Origin of the sequence: Nitrincola sp. A-D6 (assembly GCF_000764495.1) — a bacterium.
Classification (GTDB): domain Bacteria; phylum Pseudomonadota; class Gammaproteobacteria; order Pseudomonadales; family Balneatricaceae; genus Nitrincola.
On the sequence record NZ_JRLB01000021.1, the window covers coordinates 1 to 14,753 of the forward strand.

A 14,753-nucleotide genomic window follows, 5' to 3' on the forward strand; every position below is an offset into this window, starting at 1 on the left:
TGACCAACGCCACGGCTTCTTCTTTGAACTCTGCCGAGTATTGTTTGTAGGTTCGTTTCTGACTCATAATGACACCTCAATAGCTGACTCATATTGTCGCTAATTAAAGTGTCCGGATCCATTAGACCAGTTCAGATTGGGAGTCAGATTCGGAATATATAGAGGCAGAGCCGAAGATAATCGGGGAAAGGAAACGCCCTTGGACTGTCCGAGCCAAGAAAGAAACAACGAAAAGCTTTGGTTCACTAGATAAAGCGGTAGTTCCATTCCTAGAATGGGCAGAAAAATATGCTCCCTCTAGAAGCTGAGCAAAAATATAACAAGGCCAAGCAGCATCGCGCCTTTCAGGCGCTGGACCTCGCTTCGCTCGGCCACTGTTGGCAACAGTTATATTTTTACGACAATCAGGTCCATCTTGATCTAGGAAATATCCAGATATGATTAAAGAATCACAATTACCTGGCTATGGTTTACCTACACTTGCCGTTTTTCCAGAGCCTTGGTTTGAGAAAGGGTTTGGTTATCTGATGTACGAGTGTAAGCTAAAAAAAGATGGAAGCTTGGGATGGTATAAACGCTATCTCAAAGAAGATGAGCACTTTAAAGCTGATTTTTACAACACTCTTGATGAAGCGGTGAAAGCGGCAGAAGAGTCGAACGAATCATTGAGCAGGGAGGTGGATACTCTTAGTATCTCTAGTGCTTCGAAATCTTCTATATGCCTGAAAGTTGAAAAAGCTGTAACAGTAAGAAAAAGGCGCCTTCTGGAAGAGCATCTAATGCTATCAGAGGCAATAAAACGAAATATTGAAAACAATTTAGTTGAACCAGAAAGCGTAGTCGTTCCGGACGATGACGAAAATCTGAGATCGGCACTTATTGGAGTTTTAAAGAAAACTCCATATGTACAGTTGGTTAGGCTCACGAGATATGGCATAACTCTGCTAAAAGATGATCGAAAGTGGGTGCGTGCAGAACATACCAAAAAGACAGCAACATACTGTTATAGAGAACGTATAGCTAGGGGGTTTGGCTATTCAGGGTGCACACACTGGGGTAAAACTAAGGCTGCTATTAGATCAATGCTTTTGCCTAGGGCAAACAAGCTTCTGCAGCTAGCAAGTGTAAAGAGAATATTGGATGAGGCTAAATCACGTGGTTTAAAAGTTGTGGTTTTGGGTGGCTTTGTTTTTTGGTTCGAAAGCAAGAGCAATGTGGGTTGGAGTGTTAAAGAACTCAGCGAATCTTCATCTAGCGATACAAATCGAACTCTTTGGTTAGAAGGTACGATACTTTCAAAAAATCATGGAAGAATCGTAGTGCTTCCCTATATTAAAGAAGATGGTAGCCACGTGCTTGGTCATACTAAAAATTCACCGCACGATGGTAGGGCTTTGCCAAGGCATAAAGACGAATACGTTGAGCTTCCATTCGAAATGTTAAAAGATGATCTAATGTTCAGTTTATTCGGCGAGCTTAAATATGAATAATTTATAGCGTTGAGAAATATAACAAGTTGATGCTGTTCGTTCCGGCAACTGCGTTGCCTACACCGGACCTCCGCTTCGCTTCGGTCGCAGATCAAAGCGTTATGTGTACTCATTGATGCTCGGCGTATTTCGAGCTACTTGGATTTTTTCTAAAAAAGAATAAGAGTCTTCAAGTAAGTTTGTTGGCATATTCATACTTTTATTGAAGGAAATCCTGGCTTCAAGTAAATCAAACATATTGAATTTGGCATTCATTTTGGCGTCACCTTCAGGTGTTCCTCTCATGTCGCTTACACTTCCATCGCTATTAACTCTTAAAAGTGGTGGAGGTAAAAATGCTGAGCTTAAATCACCTTCTCCAGCTTTCATTAAAGCATTGGCAAGATCCATGGATTCTTTGTAGCTCATATTCTTAGGGTCAACTGATTCAGCAAGCTCACGAATAAACCGCTTTTCCGGCTGCATATTGCCGGTAACGGGCGTATTGAGAGGCAAATTATTGCCGCTTTTCTGTGTTGGCGTTATAGATGATGCGCTTGTTGAGTTTCCAATTTGCATAGTTAACTCCTAATATTGATGGCTATAAATTAGGTAGCAAGCCGTATGCCAATAAACTGGTGCGTACAAACACATAACAAGTGCATCAAATTCGTTCCGGCCCTGAAGGGCCTCCACCGGACGGCCTTGTCAGGCCGCCGTTTATGCAGGCGTTGAGACTGTCGGATAAGTCCCCCAGCCCTTGGCTGGTGGCACATTGATCCGCTAAAATCGTTGAAACGAATTTGAGATCAGAGGTGGCAAGGGATGGCGCGGTATAAGCACTACGATTACAACCAGACCAAGATGATTCCGCTACGTTTCGCGGATCAAATCCAACCTGGCACCTTTGAGTATACGCTGAACCATGTAGTGGATAATGATCTCGATCTCAGCGTGTTTGAATCCCGCTAACGCAATGACGTCAACGGTGCTCCGGCCTATGATCCGGCGATTCTGCTGAAGGTGGTGTTATTTGCTTACTCCCGAGGCATTACCAGTAGCCGCAAGATTGCGCAGGCATGTCGTGAGAATGTGATTTTCATGGCACTGTCGGCTGACAGCCAGCCCCATCACAGCACGATAGCCGATTTTATCTCCCGCATGGATGAAGTGATCGCACCGCTGTTTACGCATGTTCTGATGGTCTGTGATGGGCTCAACCTGATTGGTCGGGAGATGTTTGCCATCGATGGCTGCAAGCTACCCTCTAATGCCGCCAAAGAGTGGAGCGGTACACGCGCTGAATTAAACCGCAAACAAGCCAAGATAGACCGTGCTGTTTCACGCATGATGACCGCGCATCAGCAAGATGACCATAAGGATCAACCGGCTGAAATCCTCGCCCGAGAACAGGCCCAAATTGAAAAACTGGAAAAGGTCTCTGCCAATATAAAAAAGCACTTAGCGACCGCGCCTGAACGGCTCGGTCAGCGTGGTACTCCGGTAAAAGGAAATATCACTGATCCAGACAGTGCCAAGATGAAGACTTCACGGGGCGTGATACAGGGCTACAACGGCGTTGCTGCTGTTGATAACAAACACCAGATCATCGTCCACGCTCACGCCTATGGCGCCGGTCAGGAACGGCACACTTTGGAGCCGATGTTAATGGGTATTCATCGCCAGTTCCGGCAGATCGAACCGGACTCCTCGATTCTGCGAAAAGCCAAGATTACCGCAGACAGTGGCTTCCACAATGATGCCAATATGAAGCTGATCTATCGCTTGGGTATCGATGGTTACATTGCCGATAACCAGTTCCGTAAACGCGATCCACGCTTTGCTGAATCCGTAACCTTCAATAAAGCCCAGGCACAGCGACGTAAAGAACGTGGTGGCCAGGTAGCACAACGCTTTACCCCTGCTGACTTTGATTATGATCCGTTGACGGAAACCTGCCGATGCCCCGCAGGCCAGCCCATGTGGAAACGCTTCAAGGGCGTAATTGGCGAACAAGAAACGATTAGCTTCCAGGGCTATCGCCAACACTGTAGAGGCTGCCCGCTAAAGCATCAGTGCCTACGCCGAGCCAATCAACAAGATGGACGGCAAGTGAGCTTTGCCCTGGGTGAGCGCAAACCCCTGTCCAGCTTTATCGAGAAAATGAAGCAGAAGATCGACAGCCCAATGGGACGTCATATCTACAGCCAGCGCTTGGGTACAGTCGAGCCGGTGTTCGGCAACCTGGAAAGCAACAAAGGGTTGAATCGGTTTACACTGAGGGGCAAGTCCAAGGTGAACGCGCAGTGGTTGATGTACTGTATGGTACATAACCTTGAGAAGATTGCGACACAGGGACAACAAAGGCATTAATAGAGTAAAAAGCGTCTGAATGGTGGCTATGACTGCCTTAGATAATGAATATAGGCTGTTTGAATGAGTGGCAAAGTTCACTGATATGAGCAGGCACCAATTAACAGAATGAAGCAGGAGCTGTCGATGCTGGGGATTTTGATGTCAAAATGTCTAATCCGACAGGCTCGTTAGGCATCAAGGCTGGAGCAGTGTTTATTTCAAGAAACTGGTTTTAAGTAAATAAGGAAAGTTATGAAGAGCATCAGTTTTTCGGAGATGAAGGGGCCACGCTCCTACTTTACAAACTTTGATCATCGAATAGTTGGTCGCTCTAAGGACAGGGCTTTACTCAGACGAGATGTGGAGCGAAATTTAAAGATATTGCTTCTATTCAAATCTAGGATTGTCTGTGCAGCTTCTCATTTGATAACTCCTTTCACATACGAAATTCTTAAAGATAACCCAGAATTAATACAAGGATCTCATATAATTCCTGCTCTAAGGAGTGATAAGGAAAGCTTTCAAGCAATCGTCAAAAACAATAAAGATAAAGCCCCCGCAGCATTTCTAGACGAGAATGTCAACTCAGCGGTGAGATGGGATGTAGTAGATAACTCCAGTTGGTTTAAAGATAGATTTTTAAACGAGTTTAAGAATCCAGGATCTGTTATAAGACAAAATCTAAACCCTATTACAGACTCAGTATTAGATTGATAATCAGTAATCTCGATGAAGGTGAGGGATTAAGTAGAAATCAAATTAATCACGTGGCCAAACTGTTAAAGCCTGAAGACAAAGAGGTTTTGATTAATTATCGAGAGCTAATATATCATATCTCTGGTGCTAGGGTTGTAAACTGTGAAAGTGCTTTGCCACAGGAAAATTATATTGATTACAGCTTTGAGGCCAACCGTACTATTTGTTCCTTGTCAGAACCGCAAATTGCATGGAAAATATTTATTGAGCTTGCACTTCAATCGCTCAGCTCACGGGTAATCCCTATTGATTTATTGGATTCATTGTCATTCAAGGATATTATAGAAATAAGGCAGCCTATATTAGATAGTCGATTTCAGAATAAGTATGACGCGCTTCTAAAATCTGTTTACGATCAGCATGAACTTATTGGCAGTGACTCACTAATTGGGAGTCATTTTCTTCGATTAATTGAAGGGGACATAAGAGACTCGTTCAATGCAGTTTTTGATCGTGAAATACCAAGGTTTATAAAGAAAAAGGCAATAAATAGTTCTAAAGAGTTGGCAGTTTCTAGTTCGTCAATAGCTCTGGGTTTGGCGGGGTTAGTTCCAGGCCTATCATTAGCTGGTGTTATAGGGCTTATCAAAGATACACCATCGTTTATAGTTAATTTAAAAGGGACACTTCATAGTGCTAAGTCGCTTGGATCGGTAACAAAATATGTGAATAATCGAGAAAAAATAGTTGCAGATATAATAACTAAGCACCAATTTAAAGATGAAGCTATGCTGTTAGAATTTGTTGAATTTATAACTAATTCAATTTCTCAAAAAATGAAAATGTAATGCCTAACAAGGCATTGCAGCGGACAAGCCGCTGAATGCGGCGTTAAGCGTCCCAGTAGCGGGCATCGAGGTTGAATGAACAATTTTAGGGAAAGACTTCTCGCAGAGTGGCTTGAACCATTCTGCGAGCGACATGGCTACGCCACCACTGGGTTTATTTGGGAATCCGTTGATAAGCTCGATCCGGCTGATGCCAAAGATTTTCTGGCGGCAGTCGATGAAGGGCTTGTAGTCCACGACAGTGGCGTCTTTCGGGCTCCCTGCAGCAAAGCTACCGAGCAAATATTCTGGCAAGGACTCAAAACAACCTCGCCGAGGAAAATTACTTTGTGGATTGAGCCAGTCATAACTATGGCAGGTCTTTTTAGGCTTCACTCAAAGTATGGTTGGCCCAGGAGCCAACTTGGAATGCAGTCAAAGACGTGGGCTTTCGATGTAGTGGCATACGCGCAGGATCAAGATCAAGAGTTGCTCGCGTGCGAAGTGAAAAAGTCCTGGCGGGAAATTGAAAAGCTAATTTCGCTAATGAGCATTCATAAAGCATCACCACCGGAGAGGATTGCTGGGGTAAGCGGTGCCGAACGCAACGCATTGAAGAAGGTTATTGGCTGCGCCAGGCAAAGCCGCCCGTGTTTTGGGCGCTCGGTCCGGGTAATAGAAGCGCAGTATTTACAGCACAGTATGGAGCCGGCCAGGAGGTAATGCTTGTTCCAGCAAGCCAATCAAGCCTTGTGTACAGTCACGCTTAACAAGGCGCCCAAGAGTGACAAAGTAGAGCTGTCATGCCTTTTGCAAAATGCGCAAAAGCCACGCCATCTCCACTTTGCGCCTTGGCAGCAGCGTTATGCATACAGGAGAACGTCATGAAGGAAACGGGGAAAATCAACTATGTCGAGATTCCTTCAAGGGATCTTGAAAAAACGAAGGCGTTCTTTACTTCGGCTTTCGGATGGTCATTCGTCGACTATGGCTCCGAGTATGTGGCCATAGAAAATGCCGGAATAGATGGGGGCTTTTACAAGTCCGATAAAGTATCTTCAACGGAGAGCGGTAGCGTACTGGTCGTTCTGTATAGTTCAGAGCTTGAGGCAACGGTTAAAAAGGTCACATCGTCAGGTGGCAAGGTGGTTCAGGAAATATTCGATTTCCCAGGCGGCCGAAGGTTTCACTTCACTGATCCAAATGGAAATGAGTATGCGGTTTGGTCAGAGCCCAATGCATAACCAGGCCAAGCACAGCGACGGCTTTTCCGTTGCGGCTTCGCCTACACTACAAAGCCGCGCGTGTTGGCGGCGTTATGGTCGCATGGCTTCCTGAAGTTTGCTTCGGAAAGTATGTGCAATATTCACTACTTTTTGAGCGTAGCGCCAAGCATCAATATTCGGCAGTTCCGTTCCGGTGCTGCTAGCAAGTAAGTCACAAAACGCATTTTGCATTGTGGGTTGCCAGTAAGATGGGTTACTGCCAATATCGGCAGCAGTATTTTTATCAGGGTGCCAAGGGCTGGCCATGCAAATTACTGTTTCATCGTGCCACTCCAGCATCCATAACCAGTCGCAGCACTTCGCCGCCGTTGGCGGCGGGGGGACGCCCACTACGTGGCCGCCCGTGTGCTTAAGCGTTATGTGAAGAGTCTCAACGAATGACTGAACAAGAAACACACCATAAGATGGTCGTTGGCAGCTTCATAAAAAACAAGCTGGAAGAATATGAGTACTTCCTAAGAAAAATTATAAGCATTTGCAATCTAGTCAATAGCAACTTCTTAGCCGGAATCAACCCTGTCAACACAAGCGATGAAGACATAAATTTCACCTTTAATGCTTTCGTTAACACCTTCCAGTCACTGAAAGACTCTTTAGAAACAGCTACAAGCCAGAAAATTGCTTGGTCATACTTTTCAGAAGTAAGGCACTCTACATTTTTCAAAGAATGCAGAAATGCCATAACGCATGACGGCATGCAAATCATCAACGCCTACACTGATGGCAAGTATTACATTGCGAGCAATATAGAACGGATTGATAACAAAGGGAAATTTGTTAGCCTTGAAGCTCCGAAGCAAGACATTCTCACTCTGTGTCTAGAGTTCTCTACTGACCTAATGATTAAAGTCGACATAATCGCTGATAACTATGGCCAAAGCATTCCGACTCAAAGCAATGTAGACAAAATGAAATACATTGCACGATACATGAACAGCCCTATTGTTCCTGAGTTTGCGCGTACGTTATTCCAACAAAATCGTGAAATTATCGAACAGCAATTAGCAGCACACGTCTTCAATCCGGTAGCAGACATTAAAAAGCAAACAGCGAGCATTAGCAGCCTTTGTGCTCACACATAACAATAGGTTCAAACCGTTCGCTCCGCTCACTGAGACGGGCTAAAGCCCGCCCCTTAACCAAACGTTACATGCCTTAGGAAACATCGTGCAAAGTCAGAAAGAAACGTGCAAAAAGTTCGATGCGATTCCGTTTCCATCCAACGCGAACGAGAAGTTGGGCGTCGCTATCGAAACAATCGGAAAGCTGCCGATTAATGGCCTTCGGCATAATCCGGAAAATGGAACTTGTGGCTGGTATATATGGTGTGGTAAAGAAATATCGGAAGATCCTGATTTCTTCAAGCCGTTGCACGTTAGTCACCTTTCGGAGTATCTGCCAGAGGTGGAGCAGTATTTATCTTTACCACCCGGCTATAGGTTTTTGGTAGCTGAGGGGTATGAAGATGTGTGGCATGATTCACAGCTCACCAGCATGTAACAAGGCCAGGCACGGCGACGGCTTTTCCGTTGCGGCTTCGCCTCCACTACAAAGCCGCGCGTGCTGGCGGCGTTACAAAACACGGGAGAGTGAGAAGAAATGATCGCCAGAGAATGGAAATGTTTGGTGCCGGAAGACCACAACGAGGGATTCACGGCCTATTTGTATGAAACTGGCGTCAAGGATTCGTCGGCAACACCCGGCTTTCTCGGCGCTCAAATATTCCGCCGCTCTCTGACAGACAAAGTCGAACTCACACTCATCACTTATTGGGACAACCTGGATTCAATCAAAGCGTTTGCTGGCAACGATATTTCGCAGGCACGGTTGTACCCAGAAGACGCGGTTTACGAGCTTGAGCCTGATCTTTCAGTACAGCATTACGAGGTCATCGAACATCAGTTTTTGCCAGGAGCAGTGTAGGTAGATGGATGCGCTTGCTTTGTAACCAGGCCAGGCACGGCGACGGCTTTTCCGTTGCGGCTTCGCCTTCACTACAAAGTCGCGAGTGCTGGCGGCGTTAAATGTCTATAGCTACGGAGAGTTTATGCCAAACTGGCTGAATGAATTCTTATATGTTTTAGCTTTATCCAAAAAGACTCAATGGGCAATTATACTCGGCTGTTTTTTCTTCGTAGGCATTCATATTCTTGGTTGGTATATGCTGGAAAACTTCGAGCTGCAAGGTCCAGCAAAAGGAATTCAAGATGTCATAGCTCAAAAAATAGCAAGGAAGTACGATAAGGCAGCTTTAATAGCGCTTTTGTCATTTTGGTTTCTTGCATATAAGTGCTACCGAAAAGATAAGAAACGGTTATGGTGAAAACATTTAACAAGCCGCAGCAGGCGCTCCCGTTGGTCGCTGGGACCGCCAAAACGCTGCGCTTTTTTGTCGGCCCCTGTGCGGGGCGTTATGGCTGCAAGGCATCGTAAACGTTTGCTTCGGAAAGTACGTGCAACCTTCACTACCTTTGAGCATTGTGCCAAGTATCAATACTCGGCAGTTCCGTTCCGGTGCTGCTAGCAAGTAAGTCACAAAGCGCACTTTGTATTGTGGGTTGCCAGTAAGAGGGGTTACTGCCAATATCGGCAGTCGTATTTTTATCAGGGTGGCAGTGGCTGGTCATGCAAATTACCGTTTCATCGTGCCATTCCAGCATCCATAACCAGTCGCAGCACCTCGCCGCCGTTGGCGGCTGGGACGTCCACTACGTGGCCGCCCGTGTGCTTAGGCGTTAAGGGCACTTAGATTATGAATTTACTATTGCTTGGAGCAGGAGCGTCAAAGGCATACTCGGAGAGCCCATCAAGCTTAAGAATGCCTATTGCTCGAGATTTTTTTCGACTTTTGAGCAGCTTGAAATATCTGCAAACCCTTGGGTTCTCATAGATGGGCTCCTAGATTTCATTATGGAAGTTAAAGGCGAAAATCCCATAGAGTTTTTGAGCAAGAATATTGATATTGAAGAGCTATACACGGAGATAGAAGAGTACCTAAATCTTCACATTGGTAAAGAAGCTACAATTGATCGAACTAGAGCGTTTAAGTCATATACTCAACTCATATTTATCTTTTCTGCTGTCATAAATGAAATTCAAAATGGTCCTATTTCTAATCCCCATCGGTTACTAGCAAAACAGCTTAGTCCCTGCGATATGGTTGTAACTTTCAATTGGGATACATTGATGGATCGTGCCTTAAGCGATGAGACGGAATGGACCTCAGACAATGGATATGGCTTTAATCCTAAAAGCATTTATCGAGATCAATGGATGGCTCCCTTTGAAGCTCAGGGGAATGCTCCTCAGCTAGTTAAGCTGCATGGCTCTGTCAACTGGCTAAGTAGCTATCCAATGAGTCCAGAGCAGGATATTGAATTAACTCAAGAGTCCGCGCCAGATACTGTTTGGGTATATGAGAGTACTACTAAACCTTATTCTTGCTTCGCTGGGAGATATATGGAGGGCTACGAAGATTTTTCCTTCGGGTACTACCCGCCTAATATACTTGATGATGCAGGAAAAAAGGTTAAAGATGATTATGTTCTAATCAGGTCTAGAATGAAATTCCCTTGGGTTCCAGAAGGAACATCGAGCAGTGATGGGTTGGTTTCTATCCCTCTAATAATTCCTCCGGTAAAAGAAAAAAATTATCATGGGTATGGAATGCTATTCGAAGATCTTTGGGCAAAAGCCCAATCGGGAATTGAGCAAGCAGATCATATAATAGTAATTGGTTATTCATTTCCTCGTACTGACCTAAAGAGCAACAAACTATTTATGGATGCATTCCTAAATAGGTCGGACATTCCGTATGTTACAATCTTGGATCCAGAGCCAACAAAGATTGCAGATAAATTTAAAATGGAGCTGGGTATTCCGGAATCGCATTTAAGAGTGATAAAAGACTATTTCTCTGAAGAAACTGATATTGAAGAGTTGTTCAGCCCTAACAAGTCAAAGCACGCGGACGCAGCAAGCTGTGCCGGTGTTTGAGGCGTTATGTGTTGCACACGGAGTAATGAATAGTGCAGGAAATTAAAGCAAATCTATACCCTTGCAGGCATTGCAATGAGAGCGGGACCTGTACTTCTGGTAAGGATGGGAGTAGCTGTCAGGCATGCGTAAAACAACACGAGTTGAAGGGTAAGCAACCTCATTTTGGTTTAGCTTGTGGAACATGCAATGGTATCGGTCAAGCGGAACCTACTACCGAAAGAATGAATAAACGCATCAAGCCTATGCTGGCTCTAGGTATAGTGTTTTTGGTCTTAATATTTACTTTTTCATTAGCCGTCACGAAAAATCAATATTTTACCGAGTTCCTTGCATTTGCAGGAACATTAATGGGTAGCGTTACAGCGTTTTACTTCAGCCATGCAAAAAACACATAACCAAGCCAAGCAGCGCGCCCATTTTACGTTCCGCCTTTGGCTACACTGCAAATGGTCGCCTGTTGGCGGCGTTAAGCATCATAAATAGGAATCAAAATGAAACCTGAAAAAGACATTCTTCCTGTCATATCGGATAAACAAATTTCGGTAGGCAGCGACCAAAGAAATTTATTTTGTCCTGAGTGCGGCTGTATCAATACCCACGTTGAAGCACCATACTTAAAAGTTGGTGAAAGCTGGCATGGTAATGGTGAAGTAGCCATCACCCCCTTGTGGAGTGAGTGCGGATCAAAGTGGGAGGTTTGTATTGGCTTTCATAAAGGCGACGCTCCTATCTTTGTTCGTATTAATGAATCCTGCAAGTCCAAATAGTCCGCAGTGCTTAACAAGGCCAGGCACAGCGACGGCTTTTCCGTTGCGGCTTCGCCTACACTATAAAGCCGCGCGTGCTGGCTGCGTTAAAAGTAAAAATATGGCTCGCCGTAAAGAACTGAAGAATATAGCTCAAGGCATTGTTAGCTCGTTTGTTAGCCGAAATAATGATTATGATGGTTATTGGGAATTAGCTAAACTTTATGATCTGTCTAAAAACAATAGTGGTGCAGAAATATCGATCGATTTGCTTGGATCTACGATATATCCATACTTAGAATCATTTGAGCCCTTGGTTTATATTTGGCAAAGTAAATTTTTAAAAATGCTCGAGTCACGCTCGATTCCTGCTAAATGGGTTAACTCTGCTATCATCCACGCAAAATTTGATGTCGAGTACCGAGAACAATTACACAAGTGGGGTATGTCCGGAGAGCCTTGTACTTGCGAATGTGCAATTATTACCGATAATGGTTCTAAATATTCTGTAAGTGCTGGTACAAAATGCATGCCTTTCAGTCGTGCTTGGTTTCAGCGTAGTACTCGCAGGAAAAACTTTTAACAAGCGGCTGCACCGGACAAATTTCCGCTGTCACCTTTTGTGCAAAAAAGCACAAAAGCCGCCATCACAAACTTGCGCGGTGAGCCGTGCGTTATGATAGATCCAAGTTCCATGATCGAAGAGGGGAATAAATGAATTCATTTAATGTTAATTTTCCAGATCCATTTATTACCACAGAAACAATAAATCCCTATTCAGAAGGGATATTAAATGATTTATCATTTGCTATAAAAGACAACATCGATATTAAAAATCAAACAACCGGTTATGGTAGTCCAGGTTGGGTTGAGACTCATGACAAACCTGTTGTAAACGCTATTTGCTTAGAACAACTTTTGTGCGAAGGTGGAATATTTAAAGGAAAAACAAAATCAGATGAGTTAGCTTACAGCCTAGTTGGTGTAAATTCATTTTATGGTACACCTATTAACCCAAAAGCACCGGATAGAATCCCTGGCGGATCATCCAGTGGTTCAGCATCGGCTGTTGCCAGTGGTTTGGTTGATTTCGCTATTGGTACAGATACCGGAGGTTCTGTAAGAGTTCCTGCAAGCAATTGTGGTGTCTGGGGTTGTAGACCATCACACGGTGCTATTTCGGTTGCTGGCGTATTACCTTTAGCACCGTCTTTTGACACAGTTGGAATTCTCTCACAAAACGGGCAAATCTTAGAAAAAGTAATGCACGTTTTGCTGGCAGAAGGCTATTCAAAAAGCAGTGCTGTTCCGTCAGTTTGTTTCGTCGATGATGTGTTCCAAATATCTGATGAAGCAATTGTGCAAGCCACAAGAACAATTAAAAAGAAAATAACCTGTAATTTTAAAAATCAAACATTGAAATTATCTGAAATTACAGCGTTGAGTGTAAATTTTAACGAACTCTTTTTACAATTAGGCTTCTTACTTTCAACAGAAATATGGAACACATTTGGATCTTGGGTTAAAACTAAGAAGCCCAAATTAAGTTCCGGGGTTGAATTTAGTCTTTCTAATTATGCTGAATCTGCAAGCAGAAATGACATTCAAAAGATCCTTTCCACTAAAAAATTATTTCAAAATAATCTTAATAAATTCCTTTATGCTGGCAACGTATTATGTTTCCCCACGACTGTAGATTTAGCACCTCGTTTAGAAGAAATTACGCCTGATTTCCTTGCGGGTGAGTATGTTCCAAGAGCTATGTGCGTTAATGCTATTTCATGTTTATCTTGTGCTCCACAAATTACAGTCCCAATAGCAGAAGCTAACGGTGTACCTGTAGGGCTTTCATTTATTGCTGGTTACGGGCAAGACATGATGTTGATAGATTTTTGTAATAAAATATTCAATCAATGTGTTGGTGATCTTTAATATCATAACAAGGCAAATTAACTCGGATGCAAATTCCGCTGCGCTCCATTTGTACCGGTTATTTGCAACGTTATGTAAACGGAAACAGCGATGTCATCAGTCCCACAATCAAAAGATGAGCTGCTTTCAGCTATAAACTCGATATTTCCTAAGCTGATGGCTGACTATCAAGTTGTTCCTGAATCATGGTCACGTGTATGTGAAGTTGAAGGTAACGTAAAAGGAACACAAATTAGTGTCTGTGATACCGTTGCTTACCTTGTGGGTTGGGGAAAATTAGTATTAAAGTGGCATAGTTTGAAATCCCGAGGCTTGCCAGTGGATTTTCCGGAAACGGGTTATAAATGGAATCAACTTGGTCTGCTGGCTGTGAGTTTTCAAGAACAGTACAGCAACTGGAAATACAAAGACTTACTCAATGAACTGGACTCAACGATAAGTGAGCTAATCGGTTTAGTTTTAAGTTTAAGCAACGATGAATTGTATGAACGAACGTGGTACGAGAAATGGACGTTGGGACGTATGATCCAGTTCAATACATCTTCACCTATGAAAAACATACGTGCTAAAGTTAGACGCTTTAATAAAAACAATGGGTTGCAGTGAAAATTTTACATAACAAAGCATTGTAGCGTACAAGCCGCTGAATGCGGCGTTATGTGATCAATCCAAAGGAATATTGCTTTGCGGAAAGAGCTTAGAGAAAAAATTATTGAAGTATGCGAGCTCAAAATCGATCAGAAAGGATCGGGGGTCGGGTTATCGTTTTACGCATTCTTCAAAAACAAAAACGATCAGCCAGAAGTTCTCATGGAGGCGGCTCGGTGGTGGATTGAAACTCACCAATTGGATCATTTCGAAAAAGCGGTAAGAATCAGAGATATGATTAAATCCGGTGCTTAGCCTTTCCATCAAATCACATAACAAACGGCTGTTGTCGCCCCTTCGGGGCTGGGACGGCCTTTCCGCCGCTGCGCGGCTACAAGTCCGCCCCAAAGCCGGGCGTTAGCGACACGAGGAGACCAAGTGCACGATTACTCGATTGATAATCATCCCAAAGAGAAGATTCTATTTGGCTTGGCGTTCATCGCGATCACGGTAGCTCCAATTCTGAACGTTGCCGTTGAGACCGGCTTGGGGGCCGTAGAGGGACTTTCAGGCATTCCGGCTCCGCCAGTGACCGCCATCCCTGTCTTTGCCCTGTTTATCGGACTCTACCATCTCTTTAACCACAAACTTTGGAAAAGCGCTTGGGTTCGGAAAATCCTACTTGTTCCTGATCTAAACGGCACATGGTTGAACTGGTCTAATGGATCCGGACACTTTAATTAGCGACAATATGAGTCAGCTATTGAGGTGTCATTATGAGTCAGAAACGAACCTACAAACAATACTCGGCAGAGTTCAAAGAAGAAGCCGTGGCGTTGGTCACAGATCAAGGCT

Annotated in this window: 20 protein-coding genes and 1 pseudogene; 19 read left to right on the plus strand and 2 right to left on the minus strand. The window is 44.0% G+C overall.

What is annotated here, in order from left to right; translation table 11 throughout:
* The first annotated feature begins 437 nt into the window (after positions 1-437).
* Complete coding sequence (locus LH51_RS04175; RefSeq protein WP_200881863.1) at positions 438-1,490, plus strand: hypothetical protein; 1,053 nt, start codon at positions 438-440, stop codon at positions 1,488-1,490.
* A gap of 99 nt (positions 1,491-1,589) precedes the next feature.
* Here the strand turns inward: LH51_RS04175 and LH51_RS04180 are convergent, their stop codons facing one another.
* Entirely contained in the window at positions 1,590-2,048 is a 459-nt protein-coding gene (locus LH51_RS04180; RefSeq protein ID WP_036520048.1) for a hypothetical protein, read from the minus strand.
* A gap of 246 nt (positions 2,049-2,294) precedes the next feature.
* Between LH51_RS04180 and LH51_RS21190 the strand changes: the two genes are divergently transcribed.
* The 6 genes and pseudogenes from LH51_RS21190 (at position 2,295) to LH51_RS04205 (ending at position 6,591) form a co-directional block, all read left to right on the plus strand.
* Positions 2,295-2,441 carry a hypothetical protein gene (locus LH51_RS21190; protein WP_200881864.1) on the plus strand — a complete coding sequence of 49 codons (147 nt, stop codon included), beginning with the start codon at positions 2,295-2,297 and terminating at the stop codon, positions 2,439-2,441.
* Between the two features lie 24 nt (positions 2,442-2,465).
* Positions 2,466-3,842 (plus strand): annotated as a pseudogene (locus LH51_RS04185) (IS1182 family transposase); the annotation flags it as partial.
* A 234-nt stretch (positions 3,843-4,076) separates the two neighbouring features.
* Complete coding sequence (locus LH51_RS04190; RefSeq protein ID WP_036520051.1) at positions 4,077-4,538, plus strand: hypothetical protein; 462 nt, start codon at positions 4,077-4,079, stop codon at positions 4,536-4,538.
* Between the two features lie 53 nt (positions 4,539-4,591).
* Positions 4,592-5,368: a hypothetical protein gene (locus LH51_RS04195; RefSeq protein WP_144244171.1), complete on the plus strand. Its 777-nt coding sequence runs from the start codon at positions 4,592-4,594 to the stop codon at positions 5,366-5,368.
* A 75-nt stretch (positions 5,369-5,443) separates the two neighbouring features.
* On the plus strand, positions 5,444-6,070 hold the full coding sequence (locus LH51_RS04200) for a hypothetical protein (RefSeq protein WP_036520056.1): 627 nt from the start codon (positions 5,444-5,446) through the stop codon (positions 6,068-6,070).
* 161 nt (positions 6,071-6,231) lie between these two features.
* On the plus strand, positions 6,232-6,591 hold the full coding sequence (locus LH51_RS04205; protein WP_036520059.1) for a VOC family protein: 360 nt from the start codon (positions 6,232-6,234) through the stop codon (positions 6,589-6,591).
* Between the two features lie 72 nt (positions 6,592-6,663).
* Here the strand turns inward: LH51_RS04205 and LH51_RS04210 are convergent, their stop codons facing one another.
* A complete protein-coding gene (locus tag LH51_RS04210) occupies positions 6,664-6,912 on the minus strand; it encodes a hypothetical protein (protein ID WP_036520061.1) in 249 nt (82 codons plus the stop codon).
* 98 nt (positions 6,913-7,010) lie between these two features.
* Between LH51_RS04210 and LH51_RS04215 the strand changes: the two genes are divergently transcribed.
* From LH51_RS04215 to LH51_RS04270, 12 genes are all read left to right on the plus strand, one after another.
* Positions 7,011-7,715 carry a hypothetical protein gene (locus LH51_RS04215; protein ID WP_036520063.1) on the plus strand — a complete coding sequence of 235 codons (705 nt, stop codon included), beginning with the start codon at positions 7,011-7,013 and terminating at the stop codon, positions 7,713-7,715.
* A gap of 85 nt (positions 7,716-7,800) precedes the next feature.
* A complete protein-coding gene (locus LH51_RS04220; protein WP_036520066.1) occupies positions 7,801-8,133 on the plus strand; it encodes an immunity protein Imm33 domain-containing protein in 333 nt (110 codons plus the stop codon).
* A gap of 99 nt (positions 8,134-8,232) precedes the next feature.
* Positions 8,233-8,556, plus strand: coding sequence for an antibiotic biosynthesis monooxygenase family protein (locus LH51_RS04225; protein WP_036520069.1), 324 nt, complete (start codon positions 8,233-8,235; stop codon positions 8,554-8,556).
* A 124-nt stretch (positions 8,557-8,680) separates the two neighbouring features.
* Positions 8,681-8,956 carry a hypothetical protein gene (locus LH51_RS04230; RefSeq protein ID WP_036520071.1) on the plus strand — a complete coding sequence of 92 codons (276 nt, stop codon included), beginning with the start codon at positions 8,681-8,683 and terminating at the stop codon, positions 8,954-8,956.
* A gap of 587 nt (positions 8,957-9,543) precedes the next feature.
* On the plus strand, positions 9,544-10,629 hold the full coding sequence (locus LH51_RS04235) for an SIR2 family protein (protein WP_036520074.1): 1,086 nt from the start codon (positions 9,544-9,546) through the stop codon (positions 10,627-10,629).
* A gap of 32 nt (positions 10,630-10,661) precedes the next feature.
* Positions 10,662-11,027, plus strand: coding sequence for a hypothetical protein (locus tag LH51_RS04240; protein ID WP_036520077.1), 366 nt, complete (start codon positions 10,662-10,664; stop codon positions 11,025-11,027).
* Between the two features lie 96 nt (positions 11,028-11,123).
* Entirely contained in the window at positions 11,124-11,399 is a 276-nt protein-coding gene (locus LH51_RS04245; RefSeq protein WP_036520080.1) for a hypothetical protein, read from the plus strand.
* 100 nt (positions 11,400-11,499) lie between these two features.
* Positions 11,500-11,961 (plus strand): hypothetical protein, encoded by a 462-nt coding sequence (locus LH51_RS04250; protein WP_052063434.1) that lies wholly within the window; start codon positions 11,500-11,502, stop codon positions 11,959-11,961.
* A 131-nt stretch (positions 11,962-12,092) separates the two neighbouring features.
* Entirely contained in the window at positions 12,093-13,310 is a 1,218-nt protein-coding gene (locus LH51_RS04255; RefSeq protein ID WP_036520082.1) for an amidase family protein, read from the plus strand.
* A gap of 90 nt (positions 13,311-13,400) precedes the next feature.
* Positions 13,401-13,916, plus strand: a complete 516-nt coding sequence (locus LH51_RS04260; protein WP_036520085.1) for a ClbS/DfsB family four-helix bundle protein — start codon at positions 13,401-13,403, stop codon at positions 13,914-13,916.
* A gap of 78 nt (positions 13,917-13,994) precedes the next feature.
* Positions 13,995-14,213, plus strand: a complete 219-nt coding sequence (locus LH51_RS04265; RefSeq protein WP_036520088.1) for a DUF6500 family protein — start codon at positions 13,995-13,997, stop codon at positions 14,211-14,213.
* 123 nt (positions 14,214-14,336) lie between these two features.
* Positions 14,337-14,642, plus strand: coding sequence for a hypothetical protein (locus LH51_RS04270; RefSeq protein WP_036520091.1), 306 nt, complete (start codon positions 14,337-14,339; stop codon positions 14,640-14,642).
* Positions 14,643-14,753 lie beyond the last annotated feature (111 nt).

Bases quoted from the DNA above. Each gene is read 5' to 3' on its own strand.
- LH51_RS04230 (WP_036520071.1), top strand. From the start codon at position 8,681: ATGCCAAACTGGCTGAATGAATTCTTATATGTTTTAGCTTTATCCAAA.
- LH51_RS04205 (WP_036520059.1), top strand. From the start codon at position 6,232: ATGAAGGAAACGGGGAAAATCAACTATGTCGAGATTCCTTCAAGGGAT.
- LH51_RS04175 (WP_200881863.1), top strand. From the start codon at position 438: ATGATTAAAGAATCACAATTACCTGGCTATGGTTTACCTACACTTGCC.
- LH51_RS04225 (WP_036520069.1), top strand. From the start codon at position 8,233: ATGATCGCCAGAGAATGGAAATGTTTGGTGCCGGAAGACCACAACGAG.
- LH51_RS04215 (WP_036520063.1), top strand. From the start codon at position 7,011: ATGACTGAACAAGAAACACACCATAAGATGGTCGTTGGCAGCTTCATA.
- LH51_RS21190 (WP_200881864.1), top strand. From the start codon at position 2,295: ATGGCGCGGTATAAGCACTACGATTACAACCAGACCAAGATGATTCCG.
- LH51_RS04200 (WP_036520056.1), top strand. From the start codon at position 5,444: ATGAACAATTTTAGGGAAAGACTTCTCGCAGAGTGGCTTGAACCATTC.
- LH51_RS04260 (WP_036520085.1), top strand. From the start codon at position 13,401: ATGTCATCAGTCCCACAATCAAAAGATGAGCTGCTTTCAGCTATAAAC.
- LH51_RS04245 (WP_036520080.1), top strand. From the start codon at position 11,124: ATGAAACCTGAAAAAGACATTCTTCCTGTCATATCGGATAAACAAATT.
- LH51_RS04235 (WP_036520074.1), top strand. From the start codon at position 9,544: ATGGAAGTTAAAGGCGAAAATCCCATAGAGTTTTTGAGCAAGAATATT.
- LH51_RS04210 (WP_036520061.1), bottom strand. From the start codon at position 6,912: ATGCTGGAGTGGCACGATGAAACAGTAATTTGCATGGCCAGCCCTTGG.
- LH51_RS04255 (WP_036520082.1), top strand. From the start codon at position 12,093: ATGAATTCATTTAATGTTAATTTTCCAGATCCATTTATTACCACAGAA.
- LH51_RS04180 (WP_036520048.1), bottom strand. From the start codon at position 2,048: ATGCAAATTGGAAACTCAACAAGCGCATCATCTATAACGCCAACACAG.
- LH51_RS04250 (WP_052063434.1), top strand. From the start codon at position 11,500: ATGGCTCGCCGTAAAGAACTGAAGAATATAGCTCAAGGCATTGTTAGC.
- LH51_RS04190 (WP_036520051.1), top strand. From the start codon at position 4,077: ATGAAGAGCATCAGTTTTTCGGAGATGAAGGGGCCACGCTCCTACTTT.